28 protein-coding genes, 1 pseudogene and 1 riboswitch are annotated in these 19068 nt (G+C 44.3%); of the genes and pseudogenes, 18 read left to right on the plus strand and 11 right to left on the minus strand.

Going from position 1 to position 19068, the window contains the following annotated elements:
• Positions 1–1782: HAD-IC family P-type ATPase (locus D6D85_RS02110; RefSeq protein WP_125670431.1), on the plus strand; the 1782-nt coding region annotated here is incomplete at its 5' end.
• 214 nt (positions 1783–1996) lie between these two features.
• On the opposite strand, the gene D6D85_RS16945 is transcribed toward D6D85_RS02110, so the two are convergent.
• On the minus strand, positions 1997–2131 hold the full coding sequence (locus D6D85_RS16945; RefSeq protein WP_272914406.1) for a hypothetical protein: 135 nt from the start codon (positions 2129–2131) through the stop codon (positions 1997–1999).
• A 214-nt stretch (positions 2132–2345) separates the two neighbouring features.
• Here D6D85_RS16945 and D6D85_RS02120 point away from each other — a divergent pair, with 214 nt between their 5' ends.
• Positions 2346–3188: a damage-control phosphatase ARMT1 family protein gene (locus tag D6D85_RS02120; protein ID WP_125670432.1), complete on the plus strand. Its 843-nt coding sequence runs from the start codon at positions 2346–2348 to the stop codon at positions 3186–3188.
• On the opposite strand, the gene D6D85_RS02125 is transcribed toward D6D85_RS02120, so the two are convergent.
• Both D6D85_RS02125 and D6D85_RS02130 read right to left on the minus strand, forming a co-directional pair.
• Entirely contained in the window at positions 3168–4655 is a 1488-nt protein-coding gene (locus tag D6D85_RS02125) for a carboxypeptidase M32 (RefSeq protein ID WP_125670433.1), read from the minus strand. The two genes, D6D85_RS02120 and D6D85_RS02125, sit on opposite strands and share 21 nt — an antisense overlap.
• 75 nt (positions 4656–4730) lie before the next feature.
• A complete protein-coding gene (locus tag D6D85_RS02130; RefSeq protein WP_125670434.1) occupies positions 4731–5033 on the minus strand; it encodes an ATP-binding protein in 303 nt (100 codons plus the stop codon).
• Between the two features lie 76 nt (positions 5034–5109).
• Here D6D85_RS02130 and D6D85_RS02135 point away from each other — a divergent pair, with 76 nt between their 5' ends.
• Entirely contained in the window at positions 5110–6369 is a 1260-nt protein-coding gene (locus tag D6D85_RS02135) for an RNA-guided endonuclease InsQ/TnpB family protein (RefSeq protein WP_237558715.1), read from the plus strand.
• Here D6D85_RS02135 and D6D85_RS17175 read toward each other — a convergent pair.
• The 3 genes and pseudogenes from D6D85_RS17175 to D6D85_RS02150 all read right to left on the minus strand — a co-directional run.
• Positions 6312–6554, minus strand: a pseudogene (locus D6D85_RS17175) (AlbA family DNA-binding domain-containing protein); the annotation flags it as partial. The gene D6D85_RS02135 and the pseudogene D6D85_RS17175 overlap by 58 nt on opposite strands.
• 144 nt (positions 6555–6698) lie before the next feature.
• Entirely contained in the window at positions 6699–7130 is a 432-nt protein-coding gene (locus D6D85_RS02145; protein WP_125670436.1) for an ArsR family transcriptional regulator, read from the minus strand.
• 4 nt (positions 7131–7134) lie between these two features.
• A complete protein-coding gene (locus D6D85_RS02150) occupies positions 7135–7872 on the minus strand; it encodes a KaiC domain-containing protein (protein WP_125670437.1) in 738 nt (245 codons plus the stop codon).
• A 103-nt stretch (positions 7873–7975) separates the two neighbouring features.
• Here D6D85_RS02150 and D6D85_RS02155 point away from each other — a divergent pair, with 103 nt between their 5' ends.
• From D6D85_RS02155 to D6D85_RS02165, 3 genes are all read left to right on the plus strand, one after another.
• Positions 7976–8578, plus strand: a complete 603-nt coding sequence (locus D6D85_RS02155; RefSeq protein ID WP_125670438.1) for a LysE family transporter — start codon at positions 7976–7978, stop codon at positions 8576–8578.
• Between the two features lie 146 nt (positions 8579–8724).
• Positions 8725–8949 carry a DUF4258 domain-containing protein gene (locus D6D85_RS02160; protein ID WP_125670439.1) on the plus strand — a complete coding sequence of 75 codons (225 nt, stop codon included), beginning with the start codon at positions 8725–8727 and terminating at the stop codon, positions 8947–8949.
• A gap of 21 nt (positions 8950–8970) precedes the next feature.
• Positions 8971–9213 carry a DUF2283 domain-containing protein gene (locus tag D6D85_RS02165; protein WP_237558716.1) on the plus strand — a complete coding sequence of 81 codons (243 nt, stop codon included), beginning with the start codon at positions 8971–8973 and terminating at the stop codon, positions 9211–9213.
• 108 nt (positions 9214–9321) lie between these two features.
• Here the strand turns inward: D6D85_RS02165 and D6D85_RS02170 are convergent, their stop codons facing one another.
• On the minus strand, positions 9322–9876 hold the full coding sequence (locus D6D85_RS02170; protein WP_125670440.1) for a DJ-1/PfpI family protein: 555 nt from the start codon (positions 9874–9876) through the stop codon (positions 9322–9324).
• A 450-nt stretch (positions 9877–10326) separates the two neighbouring features.
• Between D6D85_RS02170 and D6D85_RS02175 the strand changes: the two genes are divergently transcribed.
• From D6D85_RS02175 to D6D85_RS02190, 5 genes are all read left to right on the plus strand, one after another.
• Positions 10327–11007 (plus strand): hypothetical protein, encoded by a 681-nt coding sequence (locus tag D6D85_RS02175; protein ID WP_237558717.1) that lies wholly within the window; start codon positions 10327–10329, stop codon positions 11005–11007.
• Positions 11008–11077: 70 nt separating this feature from the next.
• Positions 11078–11668: an RNA 2'-phosphotransferase gene (locus D6D85_RS02180; RefSeq protein WP_237558718.1), complete on the plus strand. Its 591-nt coding sequence runs from the start codon at positions 11078–11080 to the stop codon at positions 11666–11668.
• A gap of 43 nt (positions 11669–11711) precedes the next feature.
• Positions 11712–11852 carry a hypothetical protein gene (locus D6D85_RS15980; protein WP_161969635.1) on the plus strand — a complete coding sequence of 47 codons (141 nt, stop codon included), beginning with the start codon at positions 11712–11714 and terminating at the stop codon, positions 11850–11852.
• An 88-nt stretch (positions 11853–11940) separates the two neighbouring features.
• Positions 11941–12192, plus strand: coding sequence for a DUF4258 domain-containing protein (locus tag D6D85_RS02185; protein WP_125670441.1), 252 nt, complete (start codon positions 11941–11943; stop codon positions 12190–12192).
• Positions 12189–12410 carry a DUF2283 domain-containing protein gene (locus D6D85_RS02190; protein ID WP_125670442.1) on the plus strand — a complete coding sequence of 74 codons (222 nt, stop codon included), beginning with the start codon at positions 12189–12191 and terminating at the stop codon, positions 12408–12410. The genes D6D85_RS02185 and D6D85_RS02190 overlap by 4 nt, the downstream gene beginning before the upstream one ends.
• Positions 12411–12509: 99 nt before the next feature.
• Here the strand turns inward: D6D85_RS02190 and D6D85_RS02195 are convergent, their stop codons facing one another.
• Entirely contained in the window at positions 12510–13187 is a 678-nt protein-coding gene (locus D6D85_RS02195; RefSeq protein WP_125670443.1) for a hypothetical protein, read from the minus strand.
• A gap of 138 nt (positions 13188–13325) precedes the next feature.
• Here D6D85_RS02195 and D6D85_RS02200 point away from each other — a divergent pair, with 138 nt between their 5' ends.
• From D6D85_RS02200 to D6D85_RS02210, 3 genes are all read left to right on the plus strand, one after another.
• The gene (locus D6D85_RS02200; protein ID WP_125670444.1) at positions 13326–13547 is read left to right on the plus strand and encodes a hypothetical protein; all 222 of its coding nucleotides are present in this window, start codon (positions 13326–13328) and stop codon (positions 13545–13547) included.
• Between the two features lie 150 nt (positions 13548–13697).
• Positions 13698–14012, plus strand: a complete 315-nt coding sequence (locus D6D85_RS02205; RefSeq protein WP_125670445.1) for a hypothetical protein — start codon at positions 13698–13700, stop codon at positions 14010–14012.
• Complete coding sequence (locus tag D6D85_RS02210) at positions 14005–14451, plus strand: HEPN domain-containing protein (protein WP_161969636.1); 447 nt, start codon at positions 14005–14007, stop codon at positions 14449–14451. Before D6D85_RS02205 ends, D6D85_RS02210 begins: the two co-directional genes overlap by 8 nt.
• Positions 14452–14539: 88 nt before the next feature.
• Here D6D85_RS02210 and D6D85_RS02215 read toward each other — a convergent pair whose 3' ends face one another.
• Positions 14540–15304 carry a nucleotidyl transferase AbiEii/AbiGii toxin family protein gene (locus D6D85_RS02215; protein ID WP_125670447.1) on the minus strand — a complete coding sequence of 255 codons (765 nt, stop codon included), beginning with the start codon at positions 15302–15304 and terminating at the stop codon, positions 14540–14542.
• Positions 15283–15849: a type IV toxin-antitoxin system AbiEi family antitoxin domain-containing protein gene (locus tag D6D85_RS02220; RefSeq protein WP_125670448.1), complete on the minus strand. Its 567-nt coding sequence runs from the start codon at positions 15847–15849 to the stop codon at positions 15283–15285. Before D6D85_RS02220 ends, D6D85_RS02215 begins: the two co-directional genes overlap by 22 nt.
• A 161-nt stretch (positions 15850–16010) precedes the next feature.
• Positions 16011–16122, plus strand: a riboswitch (TPP riboswitch).
• A 40-nt stretch (positions 16123–16162) separates the two neighbouring features.
• Between D6D85_RS02220 and thiC the strand changes: the two genes are divergently transcribed.
• From thiC to D6D85_RS02240, 4 genes are all read left to right on the plus strand, one after another.
• A complete protein-coding gene (thiC, locus tag D6D85_RS02225; RefSeq protein WP_125670449.1) occupies positions 16163–17500 on the plus strand; it encodes a phosphomethylpyrimidine synthase ThiC in 1338 nt (445 codons plus the stop codon).
• Positions 17478–17978 (plus strand): 4Fe-4S ferredoxin, encoded by a 501-nt coding sequence (locus tag D6D85_RS02230; protein WP_125670450.1) that lies wholly within the window; start codon positions 17478–17480, stop codon positions 17976–17978. The genes thiC and D6D85_RS02230 overlap by 23 nt, the downstream gene beginning before the upstream one ends.
• 79 nt (positions 17979–18057) lie before the next feature.
• Positions 18058–18246 (plus strand): hypothetical protein, encoded by a 189-nt coding sequence (locus D6D85_RS16660; protein ID WP_125670451.1) that lies wholly within the window; start codon positions 18058–18060, stop codon positions 18244–18246.
• Positions 18247–18257: 11 nt separating this feature from the next.
• The gene (locus D6D85_RS02240) at positions 18258–18437 is read left to right on the plus strand and encodes a DUF5320 family protein (protein ID WP_125670452.1); all 180 of its coding nucleotides are present in this window, start codon (positions 18258–18260) and stop codon (positions 18435–18437) included.
• Positions 18438–18443: 6 nt separating this feature from the next.
• Here the strand turns inward: D6D85_RS02240 and D6D85_RS02245 are convergent, their stop codons facing one another.
• Positions 18444–19049, minus strand: coding sequence for a NifB/NifX family molybdenum-iron cluster-binding protein (locus D6D85_RS02245; protein ID WP_125670453.1), 606 nt, complete (start codon positions 19047–19049; stop codon positions 18444–18446).
• Between the last annotated feature and the right edge of the window lie 19 nt (positions 19050–19068).

The following is a 19068-nucleotide window of genomic DNA, read 5'->3' on the forward strand; positions in this document are numbered from 1 at the left end:
ACATACTTCGGAAAGACTGCAGAGCTAGTAAGAATAGCAAGGCCGAAGTCCCATCAGCAGGAGGTAATGCTTCAGATCACGAGATACTCCATGTACTTGGGTATTGCTGTGATGATAGCTGTCTCCATCCTTGCCTATGTAATGCATCTCAAGAACGAGCTAATATCGATCCTGACCTTTGATGTGGCGATCCTCATGGGATGCGTCCCTGTTGCCCTTCCAGCTGTTATGACCATAATGCAGGCAGCAGGAGCAAGGTATCTGGCATCCAAAGGAGTTCTGGTGACAAAGCTGGATACAGTTGAGGATGCAGCCTCTGTGGATGTGCTTTGCCTCGACAAGACGGGCACAATAACGATGAACTCCTTGGAGGTCTCCTCCCTTGTCCCGCTCAATCTATCTGAGGATGAGCTGCTGGAGCTTGCTTTCTACGCATCAAGCGAGGAGACCAAGGACCCAATAGATGTAGCAATTGTGAGCAGGGCTAGAAAAGTGAATATCAGGGGAAGGCGCATTTCCTTTATCCCATTTGATCCGTCCACAAAGAGATCTGAAGCAGTTGTTGAGATCGAGGGAAAAAGGATCAGAGTTGTGAAGGGAGCCCCTCAGATAGTTCTGGAGATGTGCGTAAATGGAAAAAAGTTTATAGAGGAGAAGTTAAATGAACTGGCCTCAAAGGGATATAAGGCACTGCTTGTGGCAAAGGGGGAGGAAGGGGGTCCTCTGGAAGCTGCTGGAATAATTGCCCTATCAGATCCTCCAAGGCCTGACTCAGCTGAGCTCATCAAGAGACTTAAGGAGCTCGATGTCAGGCCGAAGATGATAACTGGGGATAGCTTTCCTATAGCCAAGGAGATAGCTGGACTTGTGGGCATAGGGGAGAAAGGTATTTCTCTCTCTGATCTGAGGAAGTTGGATGAATCAAGGCTTTTGGAGGAGATTGAGAGAGCTGATTTCCTTGCCGAGGTATTTCCTGAGGACAAGTATGCTGTTGTAAAAAGCTTACAGGCAAAGGGACACATGGTTGGGATGACAGGAGATGGAGTAAACGACGCTCCAGCCCTGAAACAGGCTGAGCTCGGCATAGCGGTAAGCAATGCAACAGATGTCGCTAAGGCATCAGCCGGAGTGGTGCTGCTCACCCCTGGGCTTGGCGGGATAGTTGAGGTGATTATCCAGAGCAGAAAGGTATACCAGAGAGCTCTGACATGGATAATCAACAAGGTGACGAAGGTGATTCAGTTCACTCTCCTCCTAGCTGTAGGGCTGTTCTGGCTCGGATATGATGTTCTAACTCTGATGGGCATGGCCCTGCTTATATTTGCCAATGACTTTGCCACGATGTCGCTTGCCACTGATAACGCAGAGCCAACATCGAACCCAAACAAGTGGAATATAAGGAACATAATGGTATCATCTGTTGTCCTAGGTATTCTCTTACTGATAGAGGCTCTTATAGCTATTTATATAGGCCAGAGGCTGTTTTCCTTTCCCAAGAATAAGATGCAGACCTTTATTCTGCTCATTATGGTCTTCACAAGCCAGTTCAGAGTCCTTTTAGTGAGGGAAAGAAGGTACTTCTGGAAAAGCAGGCCAGGAAGGGAGTTAATAGCATCAGTCTTGGTGATCATAGCTGTTTTTCTGCTGCTGGGAACAGTTGGAATAGTAGTAGAGCGGATCCCCCTATCTGCTTCTCTCCTCTCCCTAGCGTACTCTGCTGCCTTCACCTTGGGCATCGATCCGATAAAGGTGCTGATCTTCAGGAGTGTGCGCATCTCCTAGCTCAAGAAAGGCTCTCGTGAGGATTTCCTTCGCCTCATGAAGCTTGATGAGTCCAACTCCTCATCACCTACTAACTTTTACAGATTTTTAAGCCTTTAATTGCCTTTTTTATTCTCTAGCACATTGAGAAGCTATGCAATGCTATCCACAAAGTTAATATATATCTCTTTAGATTCTCAGATTATAAATATTAATCTGCTAAAATTGCTAAAAATCAGCCTGTCTTCAGCTTCTCCCTCATCAAGGCTATTATGTCGGACTTTATGGAGGATACCTCCTGGTGAAGCAATCCCAGATCCTCCTTTATCTCATCAATTCTCTTATTTGTATCATCTATTCTCTTGTTCATCTGGTCAAGAAGGAGGATTATCACGTCTATGCTTGTAAGCCTCTTCCCCTCGGTTATCTTCTTAGCAATCCCTCCGAAGCCTACCTTAGGGCTTCCTCCAGAACAGATGCCACAACAGCCTCATGATTCTGCTTTGAATATCTCTGCTACAGCATAAATACTGCATTAGAAGAAGAATGACCTCAGCTTATATTTGGATGGTGTACTGCAGCATATGAGAGTCAAGCCCGATTGCATACCATGCTTCCAGAGGCAGACAATACAGGCATTGAGGCTCCTCTCCCTTGATGACAGCAGGATAGAGGGGGCCCTGAGGAAAGTTATCTCGCACCTTCTTTCAATTAGCTGGGATAAAACTCCACCTGAGATCGACTATGGGGTTCAAAAGATAATAAGGGAGTTCGCAGGAGGGGATCCATATGCTAATGTGAAGAAGGAGAGCAATGACAAAGCCCTATCTCTCTATCCCTACTGCAAGGAGCTTGTGAGAAAAAGCGAGGATCCAGTAAGAACTGCTGTCAAAATTGCAATAGCCGGGAACATAGTTGATTTTGGAGCTCTATCATCATACGATCTTGAGGGCACTTTAAACAAAGTTCTCAGCTCTGATCTTGCAGTTGATCACTACGATCTTTTCAGAAATATGCTGAGCAGATCAAGGTCGATCCTATACTTTGCCGATAATGCGGGGGAGATAGTCTTCGACAAGCTCCTGATAGAAACTCTTCTTGAGTTAAAAGACTTCAAAATCACTTTTGTCGTCAAGGGAGGGCCTTTAATAAACGATGCCACTGTAGAAGACTTCAGATATGTAAAAATAGATGGAGTTGAGCTTAAGACTGTCAGCAACGGAGAGCCCGGGACAGGACCGGACAGGAGATCGGATGAGGTTCTGAGATGGATTAAAGATCACGATATAACGATATCGAAGGGGCAGGGAAATTATGAGGTGCTAAGCGAGTTTAAAGGCATATTCTACATGCTAATGGTCAAGTGTCCTGTTGTGGCTGAATCCCTCAGCTTAAGCATAGGGGACTCAGTTCTGATGTACAGATAAGTACTTTTTCTCAAGGTAATCGAGGAAGGGCTCTGGCCTTATCTCCTCCTTAAAACTCCTCTTTATCAGCTCCTTTGGGCTGTAAACACTCCCCCATCTGTGTATCCTCTCCTTCAGATATTCCTTCACCTGCTCGAAATCCATTTTCCTCACCTTCTCGTGAAGATCTGGGATCTCCCTCATCATATGCTCCCTTATCTGGGCTGATATCACATTTCCCAGTGTATAGGTGGGGAAGTAGCCTATATCCCCCATGCTCCAGTGTATGTCCTGAAGCACACCATCTCTGTAGCTTTCTGGCCTTATCCCGAGGAGCTCCTCCATCAGGTTGTCCCACTCCTCCGGTATCTCATCCACTTTTATGCTTCCGTCTATCATTCCGAACTCTATTTTAAATCTAAGTATTATATGGAGGTTGTATGTGACTTCATCAGCCTCTGTTCTTATCAAGCTCGGCCTGACAATGTTGAAGTACCTGTAGATCTCCTCTGCAGGGACATCCCTCAGAAAGCCCAGTTTATCCTTAAGAATATTTTCAACTCCCCTTACAAACTCAATTGATCTGCCTATCATGTTCTCCCAGAACCTGGATTGGCTTTCATGTATTCCAAGGCTAACTCCTTTTGATAGAGGAGTTGCCATCAGCGAATCATCCACCTGAAGCTCATAGAGAGCATGACCGAACTCGTGAAGTGTGCTGAAGAAGCTCCTCTTGAAATCATATCCCTCGTATCTAGTGGTTATTCTCACATCCCTTATGCCCATGTGTATGGTGAACGGATGAGCTGACACATCTATCCTAGATCTGCTTCCTAAGGGATACCCCAGAATTCTCAAAACCTCTAAGTTCAGGAGTTTCATCGCCTCTACATCGTATCTCTGTTCCTCAAGCCAGTGCTTCCCATAGAAATTCGTTATTTTGGACAGGACTTTCCTTATTCCCGGTTCAAGGGAGGAGAATATCCTCTGCACATCATCTGTTTTCAGCCCCTCCTCGTGAAGATCAAGAAGGGCATCATATGGATGTTTTTCATACCCCAAGAAGTCAGCGACTTTTTTCTCAAGCTCCACTATCCTCTCCAAATACGGCTTGAACTTGCTGTAATCATCCTTTTCCCTCGCCTCCCTCCAGACAACCTTCGCCTCCTGAGTGACCCTTGTCAGCTCCTGAACTAGGTCTGGAGGAAGCGATTTAGCTATTCTTATCTCCCTTTTCAGCACCCTTAAAAGCCCTCTTTCATAATCATCCAGCTCCTCCTTTTCAGCCTTCTCTATTAGGCTTGAGAGCTCCTCATCGAGCAGAAGCTTCTGCCTCAGGACAGCTATTTCAGATGCCGCTATTCCCCTCTCCTGCACCCCTTCTACAGGCATGTTCACCTCTAGATCCCAGTCCATCAAGCTGGATGCGTGATCAAGAGCCCATATGGTTCTTGCCTTCTTAAGAATCTCCTTAGTTCTGGCAAACATAGGGCTTCTGAAGAACAGTACAATAAAAAGATTTTTAACTCGAGGTTCTCGAACTTCTTTCACACCAGCTGTTTTTCACTGACCTCTTCTCGGCATCACTAAGATGAACTCTCCCTCCGTCTCCTCAAGGATCACATCCTTTCCAGTGCTCTCCTTAACCAGTTTTATTATCCTAGCTACACCGCTTCCAATATCTGTTACAAGACCCATCCTTACGAAGAAGCTGTAAATTCTGGGGTTTCTGAGCACATGGCTTGCCCCCATCCTGATGCTCTCTATGCTAACTGTGTTTGGAAGCCTTCCCGGGCTGTGAAACTCAACTCTATTGCTGAATATTAGAATTCTTATTGGGGTCAGAAAACTGTTTCTTTCTAGCATAAACTTTATAAACTTGAGTCACTTAAATAACCCAATGCCTGAAAAGCTTTACAGAAAGGTCGTGAGGGTGTAAAAAGTGCCATTAGAGACTGTTAAGCTCACTGCAAGCTTTAAACTGAATGGATCTATCCCAGAGAGCCTTTTCTCGATGTATGGAGAGGTCTTAAACCAGCTACTTGACTTTGCTTGGATGAAGGGGATCACGAGCTTCAAGAGGCTGAAGGCAGAGAAGTACTACGAGATGAGGATGAAGTACCCAAGCCTTCCATCTCACTACATATACACGGCCTGCCAGATGGCCTGCTCAATCTACAGAAGCTTCAGAAAGCTAAAGAGAAGAGGCTTAGCGAAAGCAGAGAAGCCATACTTTAAGAAACAAGTTTTGATGCTTGATGACCATCTATTCAGCCTGGATCTGGAGAGATGGGAGGCCTCAATAGCGACTGAACATGGAAGGATAAGGGTGAAGCTTCTTCATGGGACATACCATGAGAAGTTCAAGGATATGAAAGCAGGAGAAGCTTGGATCTTAAGGAAAAACAATGAATTCTATTTGAACATCTGTTTTTCCAAGACTGTGAAGTTAATGGAGCAGGATAATAAGGCAATAGCTGTGGACATAAATGAAAATAATGTAGCATTTGGATCAACAGAGGGAATAGTGAACTTTAAAACTGAGGAAAGGGCGATAAGGACGGCTTATTTTCTTAAGAGAAAGAGAATTCAACTCAAGCTTGGATCAAGAGGGGAAATGCTGATGGAGAAATACAGGGGAAGAGAGAAAAGGAGGATTGAGGATATCTACCACAAGCTTGCGGACAAAATAGTGGAAAAAGCCAGAGAAGATAATGCAACAACGATAATCTTGGAGAGGCTTACAAACATAAGGAGGAGAATCAGATATTCAAGGGCAGTTAACGGCAGGCTGCACAGGTGGAGCTTCAGAAGGCTCCAGAAAATTATCGAATATAAGGCTAAATTGGCAGGTTTAAATGTTGTTTACGTAAATGCAAGGGGTACCTCAACCCTTTGCCCGATATGTAGGGAAAAGCTAAGCCCGAATGGGCACAGGCTTATGAGGTGCCCTAAGTGTGGGCTGGAGGAGGATAGAGATGTAATAGCAGTGAGGAACCTCCTTAAACTGAGAGATGTGGGGTCTTCATCCGTTCACCCCGAAGGCCCAATAAGGGAAGGGATGAAAGTTAATGCTAGACCAGAACGGACATTTATAACTAGGACTATTTTTTTTCCTTCAACCTCGACTGTTTCCACCACAACCGTGACAGGAGGCTCACATCCATTAAATGCAACATCATCTACCAGCCTCTCCAAGTAGTCCAGATCCTTCACGCCGATTATCTCTCCATTCCTCGATACTCCCACTATTATCTGTCCTCCATCAGTGTTGGCAAAGCACACTATAGATTTGGCCAGACTCTCAGGATTTTCCACATTTTCTTTGAACTCTGTGTGCAGATTCTCTCCTCTTGATATCCTTCTCACAAGCTCTTCTGCATTCATTTTGATCCCGCACTGATCATCCTTATTAAGCTTTATCAATGAAGCTTGTTATTAATTAAGAAATATCTGAAAGCTTTAGCAAGACAAAATATTTATTGCAAAATAAATAGAGGGTTTAAAATGTAGGAAGTTTTGGCTTAGTTTTTACCCTAACATCTTCTTTATCTCCTCTATCTTCTTGCTGACAGCCTCTATGCTCGATGCCAGTTCATCCAATGCCTTTTTTATCTCCTCCACTTGCACCACTTTTTCAAATCCTCTGAACGCAACTCCTTCCTTGAGGAACTTCTCGTAAGTCTCCCTCACAAGCTGTCCTGCTTTTGTCTTCCCTGAAAGATGGCTCCTAACTGTCGCCTCAGTCACTCCGAGCTCCTCAGCTATCTGCTTTATTGTTAACTTCGCTTTCTCCCTAGCAAGAGCTCCAGCAGCTATCCCAAGGGATGTGAGCCATGTAAGTCTCTCGGATGGATTTTTTATCTCCTCCCAGACCTCCTTCCTAAATAACGTCTCAACTAAAAGAGCTGTCTCCAGATTTTTTATCTCCTCCTTACCGATAGGAGAAAGGCTTATCCCCATATTATCACCTCCCCAAGCTCAAACTCTTCTCATGATCTATTATAATACCTTTATCCGTTATCTCAAACGGATGTCTGGACATTGAGTGAGCGGTCCCTCTCATCTTCCAGACTATTATGCTCCTGTAGAGCTTCCCGTTTATCTCATCCAGATCAAGCCTTATTATTCCATCAGCTGCATGTTCCACTCCAGGCCCTCCGAATCCTCTCTCCGTGACGCTTACCTGAGATACTAGGAAGGATGTTGTTCCAAGGCCTGAAAGCACCTTTTTCAGCTGCAGCACTATTCCTCTTGCCACAACAGGTTTAGTTATGTAGAGAGTCGTGACGCTGTCAACCACAACTCTCTTGGCATCTATCTCCTTTATCGCCTGCTTTATCAGATCTATGAGCGTTGGAAAGTCATCGGGAGATGGGCAGACATACTTCTCCCTCTTCGCAGCCTCTCCCACGCCTGCAGTAAATGCATCCACTATTGCAAACTCCCCTCTTTCCTCATATTTTCTGATATCCCAGCCGAATTGCTGCATGTTTATCCTCACTTGAACAGGATGCTCCTCGAGGGCAACGTAGATGCCAGGTTCATTGTTCATGAGCCCGTGATAGAGGAACTGCTGGCCAAGTATTGTCTTCCCAGTTCCAGGACCTCCAGCTAGGAGGACCATATTCCTCCTCGGAATTCCCCCTCTGAGGATCTCGTCGAGTCCCGGAACCCCAGTTTTCACCCTCTCTATGACTGACATACTAAATATAGATCCCAGAAAATATAAAGTTTACTATTAGAGATCGCAAAAGGACAGGAATCAATGTCCATTAGATTTTAAAGGATAGCTTGAGCGCTGGCTTATGGATATCCTCGCATTCATAATGGAAGTAGAGGCAATAACACTATCTGGAGCGCTATCTCCAGGACCGTTAACTGTATCCGCTGCCAGCCTTGGAATTAAAAGCGGGAAGAAAGCTGGATTTCTGATATCACTTGGTCACATGACATTCGAGCTCCCTCTAGTTCTTCTGATAGCAGCGGGTGTTTCTATTGTTGCACAGAGCTTCAGATCAATTCTCTCCCTGATAGGAGGAATCTTTCTGCTTTACTTTGCTTTTACCCAGCTTAGATCGTTGAGAAAAGCGAGTATAGACATATCTGAGGGCAAGGGAAATGCATTTTTAGCAGGAATAATGCTAACTGCTCTTAACCCGTACTTCATAGTGTGGTGGCTGACAGTGGGGACAAAGCTCGTGATGGATTCCATGCAGCTATTCCCGCTGGGGGTGCTGTTCATGTATATTCTTCATGTCTGGATGGACTTTGCATGGCTTGTCTTCATAGCCTACATATTTTACAAAGGAAGCAGGTTGAACGAGCCTGCCCTTAAGGTGATAATGGGAATTCTTAGCTTTGTCCTGATATTTTTCGGTGTAGAGTTCATATATAGTGCATTTAAATAGATTCTATAATATTTAATTAGAAATTTCTTTATTTAAATAAATTAAATTTAGCTTATATAAAATGAAACATCTTCATTCTCATCATTTATATAAGTGAATCAAAAACCAAGTTTAAAAGCTTTTCAGTTACAGGGATTACGGGTATTATGAAACGTTCAGACAGAACAAGCTTCGAACTAACTGAGCATGCTAAAAATAGGCTTAAGGAAAGAGTTATAGATGAAAAGGAGGTGGAAGAAATACTTAATAACCCAGTAATGACATATCTCGATATACTTACTGGGTATACCGTGTGTATAGGCCCGAGAACAAAACCCGGACACTGGCTTATCATAATATACGAAAAGCACAATCAGCTGAAACGGTTATAAGTGTCCTAGACACAAGCAACATTGAGAGATAATCAGCAGCAGGGAGGAGAGGGGAAGATGGTTAAGGGTGAGATGAAGGTCCGCTTTGATCCAGAGGCAGACATACTTTACATACTCATCAAGGAAGGCCCCCTAAAGGACACCGTAGAGATAGCAGATGATCTTTTTGTGGAGATATCTGAGGATGGCTCCATAGCAGGTTTGGAGGTCTGGAGAGCAAGAGAACACTTGTTAAAGAACTTGGTAGAGCACAAAAAGCCATAATACAGAAAATTTGCTTTCTACAATTTTTATCTTAGTTAAGACAGTATATTAAACTATATTTATAAAAATAAAAAAGTTGGGACGGTGGATTCTATTACCGCCTTTTTATCACTTTAATAGCTTCAGAAACTCCCTCATGAATGCTGGAAGATCTGGCCATGCCCTGCTGGTCACCAGATTTCCGTCCACCACAACCTCAGTATCAACATATTTTGCTCCAGCTGTCTCCACATCAGGCTTAACAGCTATGTAGCTTGTCGCTTTCCTGCCTTTCAGCAGGCCATATGCAGCTAGAACCAATGGGCCATGACATATAGCTGCAACGGGTTTATTCTTCTCAAAGAAATGTTTGACCAGCTTCTCCAGCTCGGGATAGGTCCTTATGAACTCAGGAGCTCTCCCTCCTGGTATCACAAGGCCCTCATATTCCTCCGGCTTCACGTCCTTAAACGCCTTGGAAACCCATGGAAATCTGTATCCGGGCTTCTCGCTGTAGGTCTCCCATCCCGGCTCAAAGTCATGGACAACAGTGAAGAGAACATCTTTTTTCGATGGAGCAGCTACATCCACCTCATATCCAGCCTCCTTCAGCCTGTAGTATGGATAAAAGATCTCCTGGGCCTCAACACCATCTCCAGCTATTATCAGGACTTTCTTCGCCATAGATACCCCCTAATACAAGAAAGGGGAATCTTAAAAACTTTACTAGAAGCAGAAGTTGAAGTCTAAATTTATTTAAAGTCATAGCAGTCTAGAACGGTCAAATCTCCTCACCTAGAAAGCTCTATATCACTTCCTCTGCAATTCTCCACATCTCTTTTGCAACATCTTTTGGAGCTGATTATTGTCTTGCAGTAATCATAATCTAAGAGGAATTTATGGGCTCCTTTACATATTTATCCTCACACTTCCCGCTTTTCTAAGAGTTTCAACTTCTTTAACAGAGAAGGCCTCTGCTATAATCTCTCCAACTAAGTGGATCCTCAGGGATCCTGAAAAATTATCACAAAGATTGATGACAAGAGGCAGCCAGTGGACTGAAGCTACTTAAAATATTCAAAATACTCAGATGTAAACCGATTGCTTATCTTTTAGTCCTAGCTCCAGCTGAACGTGCCCTCCCTGAAGGAGATCGTGGACAACTACATGTCAAAAGTGCCAGGTCTAAAGGAGCACTGCGATAGATGCCTTAGGACTGAGAGATGGGGAGGAAGCGTTGTTCTAATGGTTGTTGATGCTGCTTTCACATCGATAGGACTGAACTACTTCACCGCAGTCGTGCCAAAGGTGATTGAGTTTAAGGAGAGGTTCAGCGAGATAAAGAGGCTGAGTGATCTGGCCCATTGTGATGTTGAGAAACTGAGATCGGTGTGGAAAAACAGGAGATCATGGGAAATGGCAAAGAACATTGCTTTTTATCTTTCCACCTTGGATGAGGATGATAGAAGGGCAATAAGAAGGTGGGCAAGCAGCTCAAAGCTGGAGAGCTGGAGGGATGATCCCATAGGAAGGATAAAAGGTGTGGGAATCGTCACATTTCAGTACCTCAGGATGATGGGCGGAATAGATACAGTGATGCCCGATAAGATAGTGAAGAGGGTTATAAACGGAATTCTCAGGGAGGCTGGAATGGAGCCTGTTGAGGATGATATAGAATTCATCAGAAAAGCTGAAAACATCGCAATAAGCTGTGGATACAGACCTATAGAGCTCTGCTGGATGACATGGCTTGTCCAGCAGGAGGGAAAAAAGATGAGGATGGAGAAGTACTCAGACCTTCTGCAAAACATATGAGCAAGGAACAAACATTCGGCTTCTTATTCCGCATAGTTAATTTTAAAGCCACTTTTATCCAAGAGAGATTGTGAAGAACTCAAGAATGGAGAGGTTGAGCAAACTACTTTCCTACATTCTAAGGCATAATCCATCCTCTGTTGGAATGACGCTTGATAACAAAGGATTCTCAAGCATAACAGTGGAGGAGCTTGCAAGAAGAATCGCAACAAGAAGAGGATATGAATGGGTGAGACCTGAGCACATAGTGGAGGTTGTGGAGATCGATGAGAAGGGGAGATTTGAGATAAAGGATGGGAGAATAAGAGCTACATATGGCCACAGCATCGATGTTGAAGCGGGCACTCCGACAAAGGATGTCGAGATTCTATATCATGGAACCACTTTAAGAGCTTGGAAAATGATAAGGGATCAGGGAATAAAGCCGGGAAAGAGGAGGTATGCGCATCTCTCATCCTCCATAGAGGATGCTCTAAGCATGGCTAGAAGACATGGGAGAGATGTTGTTATCCTCAAGATAGATGCAAAAGCCATGATAAATGACGGATTTGAGGTGAGAAAAGCCGGAAAGGGGATATATCTGGTGAAAGAAGTCCCTCCGAAGTATATAGTCGGCATCGTTGATTTGTTCAATAACAACAAACTTTTGAAGCCACAGTAGAAAGCTGGATAAATTTATATTGCATTCATGAATACATGAACATATGAGGAGAGGAATAATATCGATAAACATCGAGCTTAAAAGGAAGCTTGAAATGCTTAGAGGAGAAAGAACATGGGATGAACTGCTGAACACAACGATAAAGGCAAAGGGAAGTAGAAAACTTTCTGAGAGAAACTGCTGATAAAAGGAATTTCGTTTCAAAACTGAGGGATGACGTTGAAACAGGTTCTAATTGATACAGATTTTCTCATCAGCATGGGAGGTTAAGCATGGGAATTAAAGAAATAGACTTTACTGCACACGCAAAAGAGAAACTTAAGCGATTGATGGGTTTAGGTGTTACTAAGGAGAAAGTTCTAGAAATTATTAGAAATCCCGAGAAGATTGTCTATGGCCGTTATGGAAGGAGAATTGCGCAAGGTTTATTAACTGGTGAGTTAGTATTAAGGATTGTGTACGAAGAAAATGAGAAGATCCTAGTCATCACGGTTTATCCCTGTAGGAGGGAGAGGTATAAATGAGAATAAAATATGACAGAGAGGGCGACATCCTAGACATATTAATTAGGGATAAACAGATACATCATGCTGAGGAATATGATCAAGTGATAATAAATTATGATGAAGAAAATAAAATTGTTGAAATAGAAATACTTGATGCAAGTAAGATGTTTGGAGATATTCTAATGGAAGTTCTCAAGGTTCCCGAGAGGAGAGTTGTTGAGATAGCTCGCACTTAAGAAGAACCATGTGATAAAATGTTAGCTATCAGAGATGAAAGCAGCTTCATTTCCCTTCAAATTTATCCTGCTGATAGAGGCTAATTTGCCCTTGACAGTTCAGTTCCAATAACAGCTAACATCCGCCCTCTGGAAAGCACCTGTGTAGGTCACAGTCTGATCCACCACCTTCCCAGTTCTTCCGTCAATCGAGCCAACGTAAACTGTGGCTGTCTTTATGGGGATGTTCCTGCTGTCATAAAGTGTTATCACAATCCTGACGTTTGTTGCCGCATTATATCCTGCGTTGAAAAGAACTATGTGAAATACAGCTGAGGATGTTCCGCAGACAGCACAACCTGCTGATCCCTCATACCACCAGTGGACAACATGAACATCAGCTTCCTCAAGCCTTGAATTAATAGATTTGCATGCAGATAGCTCAGTTTTGCACGATAGGAGCTCATTTGACATATTTCTAACTCCTCCTGACAGGTTTACATAGCCTGAAAGATTTTTTATGCACAGAAATAGGGACTCATTTATCCTGAGGAGATTTCCCCTGAGAATATCTATCTCTCTTTTGGCTTTCTCAAGCTCCTGTTCAGCCTTGGACAAGTTCATTTCTACTTCTTCTAGCCTAGACTTAGTGGTATTGAGGGCATTTTCAGCTTCTTTTGCAGCATTCTGAGTACTAAGGAGTTTCTTCTCCAGATCAGCAGAGTAGAAGTAGTAATTGAGCGCAAAAGCCACGGATATCACGAGAAGAACTGAGAGTCCCAGAATTTCTAGCTTCATCGCAATCCCTCTGCAGAAGGTTGCTGAGCATTCTTAAAGTTAGTTTTGAAGGTGTCTTCCGCGGACATTGAGCAATGAATTTTCTGAACATAGAAGGAAAAGCATAAACTTAAATTAGTCATACATTTTCATGAGAATATGAGAGTTGAGGAGTGGGAGAAGGAGGATAGGGAGTTCAGGGAGATAAGAAGGAGAAATGCTGATTGGGAATTCATAAAAGCCCAGCCTCCGCATATAAGGGCAGCATTACTGTATTTCATCGAGAAAGGGGACATATACAGGGCAGCAAGAATTGCCGGCATGACAGTAGGGGAGTTCAATGAACACAGGTATAGGGCAAGGATACCAAACATCACGTGATCTCCAGCAGGAGAATCCCCTGAGTAGGGATCTGGAAATTTTGTGCCAACAGGGATTAAGCACTCCTTATGAAAATTTATATATTGTGAACAACAGCTTGATCTGTGGAGATGCAAAAACTCCTGAGTGAGATAGGTCTGGGACAAGATGATGGGAATAATAAGGTTCGGATCGAGGGTCAAGGGATATTCGCATGAGTCATCGGATGAGGACATCTTAGTGATAACAAGAAGCAAGGGAGGGGAGGTTATCTACAAGGAGGGAAAGCATATCCTTGTTGTCTCCCTTCAGGATTTCATTGAGGAGGTGTTAAAGGCCTCCCCTCTTGTCTCTGCAGTTCTATCCGGATATGAAATAATATACGCTAAATATCCTGTCTACTTCTGGATTGAAAGAGCAAGCGAGATGCTCAGGAGAGCCGGATCAATTCATGTTGACAAAGGTGGGGTGCGTGATTTTGCCTGACTTGGAGATGGCGAGAGAGTTTGCGAGAAGGGCAAAGGAGGATCTCAGGAGCTCAAAAGTGCTTCTTGAGAATGGTCTTTATGCTGATTCTGTATATCATGCTCAACAAGCAGCGGAGAAAATTGTAAAATCGATATTGCTGTTAAATGACATAATAGTTGCAGAGCAACTTGTGGCATCCCATTTTGTGAGTGCTATAGTATCAAAATCACCTGATGAATGGTCGGAAAAGCTATCAGATATAGCCAAAGATCTTATAGATCTGGAGAAAGAGTGGCTGAGGAGCAGATATCCGATGAGGAAGTTTGGGAAGCTTGTGATTCCATCAAGTTTGTACGATCTAAAAAAGGCAGAAGAGCTTTATGAAAAAGCGAGAACAATTTTAGAGACAATACTGACATATGCAGAAGAGGTATATGGAGTAAAACTGATCGATTAAGCTGAATTTGGAATCTAGGGCTCTCTGAAAATTTGTTCTCAAGCCCAATTAGTAATTTACCTCCATCACTTTCAGAAAGTTCCTAAAATCAAACACCTGCAGCAAGAGCCATTTTCACTACCTTAAATGCCTCCTGAAAATCTGGAACCTCCCCGAATACAACAGGCCTCAGCTCAGAGCTCCACCTTGCTTGAAGCCTCTTCAGTCCGGAGATAATTGATGATATATCTGTTCTGATATTATAAAAATTCAGTTTCTGTGTTAAAAGATTACTATCGATTGAAATACCTTTCCTCACGAGGAACCAAGCATCATAGAGATCTCTTGCACTTCCCCTCACAAAAGCAGCTCTTATCTTCTCAGCCAACACTTCTCTTAAGTCCATTCCCCTGAGAAATGCTATGGGAATACCGTAATAAGGCTCATCCAGTCTGACAGAAAGAGGATCAAGAGCAACACTCTCCCTTCTGCTTATCTCCACTCTGACATGGCAAAGGTCCTTTTCGGATGTGTAAAGAGGCCCTCTGACGCTTATCCTGAACATCAGAACATAATCATCATCTTTTATCACTTTCACTGAATTTTTTGCACCAAAGAGCTCAAGAACTAGGGTTAGTTCCTCAATTGACTCCTCTATCTGCCCCAACTGAGTGAAATCTAGGTCATCTGAGAACCTGTTCAGACCGTGGAAGAACCACAGATAGGTGCCTCCCTTCATCACTATCGGCCAGTTTCTAAGGGCATACATCACAAGAGCCTGCACATACCTCTTCTCCTCCTGCCAGAGTCTTACTCCTCTCGCTTTAGCTAACTTTGCCAGTTCCTCCTTAGTCAGCATATACCTCTCACCCACTTCGCAACTCTTCTTGCTCTTGGACTTTTCAGCATGGAGAAGTTCTCTGCCATCCTGCTAAGAATGTCCATATTCAGCTCTATGCCGTCTGGCGGTGAATAGCCAAAGTAAACCATGTCAAGAACTGCTTTTTCTGGAATTGCCACATGAACATAGCTTTTCTGCCTGTCAAGCCTTTTATATCCAAAGAAGAGCATTGGATTTATCCTCCTGTATCTAATTCCCAGATTCTTCAGGCTTAAGCTTTGCCTTGTTGTAACGCAATCTATCAAGACCGGAACTTGATCTAGAAGATCCTGAAGGTAGAGAGCTGAGTGCATGGAGATGTAGGAGGGCTCTACCAGCTGAGTGGCAAGCACAAACTCATCATCCGTCAGGGCTATTATCCCCTTTCTCGGCCTCCAAGCCCAATTTTTGGACACAAGACGGGCTGCGTATACCTTTGCATGACTTCTTGGTATCCCCAGTAGGATAGATAGCTGCTTTACATCGACCACAAGCCTACCTGAGGACTCCAGCAATTCCTTGATCTCGTATAAACGCATTATTCACTCTGGGTAACAGAATTGTTACCCAGATTTAACTTTTGGTTCTATAAATATATTATTGCAGTATATAAAAACAAGGTAAAAATTTTGAGAAATACCTGAATCTAACTGAGATTATGGAAAACTTTTTTTTAATCTCAACTAATTAGCCTTATCTTAGCGGGCACAGGGGGAGCTGGGGAAACCCGGCTGAGAGGGCAGCTTGTGGCTGCCGACCCCTCGAACCTGATCCGGGTAATGCCGGCGTAGGGATCGTGCCCGGGATGCCTTCTTAGCCGGTATCCTCCTGATCCCGCTGGAAGGGGTCATGATGGGCGTTATATCGGAGGCTAGATGTGGTGGACATGTCGATGTGATAGCTGAGCTGGCCAGAGTGGAGGGCATTGATTACGAGACCCTAAGACGAAGGGTGGCGTCTGGCAGGATTATAATTGTAAGAAATAATAGAAGACCTAAAATACGTATTACCGGCATTGGTGAGGGCCTGAGGACAAAGGTAAACGTAAATGTCGGGACAAGTGGCGCTATTGCTGATATGAAAATGGAGATCGAAAAAGTGAGAACTGCAGTGAGATATGGCACGGACACGATAATGGATCTCAGCACAGGCGGTGATTTGGATTATATCAGAAGGAAGCTTCTTGAGGAATCAGATGGAATTCCCTTCGGCACAGTCCCCGCATATCAAGCGTGGATTGAAGGGATAAGAAAATTCGGTGGAGTTGACATACCATCAGACTGGTTCGTGTCCATTGTTGAGAGACACCTAAGAGATGGAGTGGATTTCATGACTATACATGCCGGAATAACTAGGGATTTGGCTTTAAGGGCTGTAAGAGGCTCTAGAATCATGCCAATAGTTAGCAGAGGCGGATCCATCCTAGCTGCTTGGATGATTGAGAACAACAGAGAAAACCCGTACTTAGAGCATTGGGATTATCTTATAGAGCTTTTTGGGGAGTATGATGCTACTATAAGCTTGGGAGATGCACTAAGGCCTGGAGCAACAGCTGATGCACATGATGAGCTTCAAATAGCCGAGCTTGTGAATAACTCAAAGCTTGCGAGGGATGCGGTGGCTAAAGGAGTTCAGGTGATGATAGAAGGTCCAGGACACATGAGCTTGGACAAAATAGCTGCTGATGTGAGGTTGATGAAGTCCCTGAGCGGTGGCTTGCCGTATTATGTCCTTGGACCGCTTGTCACAGATGTGGCCATAGGCTATGATCACATAGCGGCAGCCATAGGCGCAGCAATTGCTGCAGCTGCTGGTGCAGATCTTATATGTTACTTAACACCATCTGAGCATTTGAGCTTGCCGAATGTTGAACAGGTCAAGGAGGGGCTGTTGGCCGCAAAAATAGCTGCTCACGCGGGTGATATCGTGAAGCTTGGCGCTAAGGCTGCTGAAGAAGACATCAGAGTTTCGCTGATGCGAGCAAAACTGGACTGGGAGGGCCAGATAAAAGCCTCTCCGGATCCGGAGAAGGCATCTAAAGTGAGGATGCAGTTTGGCGGAAATATAAGATCCTGCACTATGTGCGGCCAATATTGCGTGTTTTTGCTGCTGGATAAATATCTCTCAGCCAGATCTGGGCCGAGCGCTGGGGATCTAATTCGAAGATATGGTGGTTCTTGTGGCATATGATTCTTTGAAGGTGTGGAGCGTTTGGGTAAAGACACCTCTGTTGAGAGGAGCTGAGATTCTGATAGCATCAGAGTGCCTGCAAGCGGTAAATCCAGAGCTCTTCAAAGAGCTGAGCAATGGTAAAGTAACGCTTCTGGCATGCCCAGAGAGGGAGCCCGCAGCATATTATGGCAAAATTGCAAGCATAATAAGATCCTCCAAGCCTAAGAAAATCACTGTGGTCACAATAGATGGAAGTCCCCATTGTTTTGCACTGCAAGCAAGCGTCAACGAGGCAGAGTACATACTGGGTGAGAGTATTGAGAGAGAGCATTATGTTGTGGTAAATGGAAGAAAGCTCATTAGAATATCCCCAAATACAATTAGAGTGGCAAGATACCTGGGCTTAGTTAATGAGATCATCGAGAAGAATCCGACATGGGTGGAAAGGCTGAAGGAGCTAAGTGAGGAGTTCAGGAGAGCTCAGCAGTATAAATAATAAAATTCCTTATTAATAAAGAAAGATTTATATATCGCCTAAGGCATTATGTGCAATAGCACATAATGGAGGTGAGACGATGTGGGGATGGAGGGGTTGGTGGGGTCCATGGCCCGGAAGGGGCCCGTTTAGCTATCTTCCTCCCTGGCAGAGGCCCGGATGGATATTTGGAAGGGGGGCCTGCTGGTATCTCTGGCCTTACCTCTGGTCCTACTACTGGTATCCAAGATCTGCTTGGTGGCCCTACTACTGGTATTGGCCTTGGTAGGGAGTGAGAGCATGTGGGGATGGTGGTATCCTAGGTATCTCTGGCCTTGGTACTTGTATCCCTGGCCTCCAGTGCCCACACCAGAACAAGAGCTATTCCTTCTGGAGAACTACAAAAAAGCATTAGAAGCAGAGCTTAAAATGATAGAGGAGAGGATAAACAGCCTGAAGGGGCAGCTGGGGAGGCAATAACCTTTTTTATTTTTCTCCTTTCAGCTCCTTTAATCTTCTTCTTGCCGATTCAAGCTCATCCTCAAGCCTCTTTATCTCCTGTTCTAGGAAAAATATCTCCTCCTCCCTGCTCATCTGCTGAGCTGGATAGGGCATTGGAGGATAAGGTGGATATGCTGGCATCGGAGGAGGATACATCCCAGATCCCTGCCATCCCCAGCCTCCTCTTCTCCTTCCCCATCCTCCTCTACCCCAAGCTGGCATAGGGGCTGGGGGATATGGCTGTGGAGGAGCTTGAGGGTGTTGTTGTGACGCACCTCCCTTCTTGTATATCTCGACAGCCTCCCTTGCAGTTCTGGCTGATATGGGAATAACTTGGATGCCTGCTGATACAAGAGCTTGATATGCATTTGGCCCCACATTTCCTGATAGGACGACATCCACCTTCTTGTCTATCAAAAGCTGCGCTGTCTGAATACCAGCTGCACTAGGAGCGTTCATGAAAGTGTTCTGCACTGTCTCATATTTCATTGTATCCAAATCAAATATAATAAAGTAAGGGGCTCTGCCGAACCTCGGATCCATCGGAGAATCGGGATCCGGCCCTGTGGAGGGAACAGCAACCCTTGTCATATCACCACCTTAGATTAAC

The sequence above is a fragment of the Candidatus Methanodesulfokora washburnensis genome, assembly GCF_003947435.1.
Lineage (GTDB): Archaea > Korarchaeota > Korarchaeia > Korarchaeales > Korarchaeaceae > Methanodesulfokora > Methanodesulfokora washburnensis.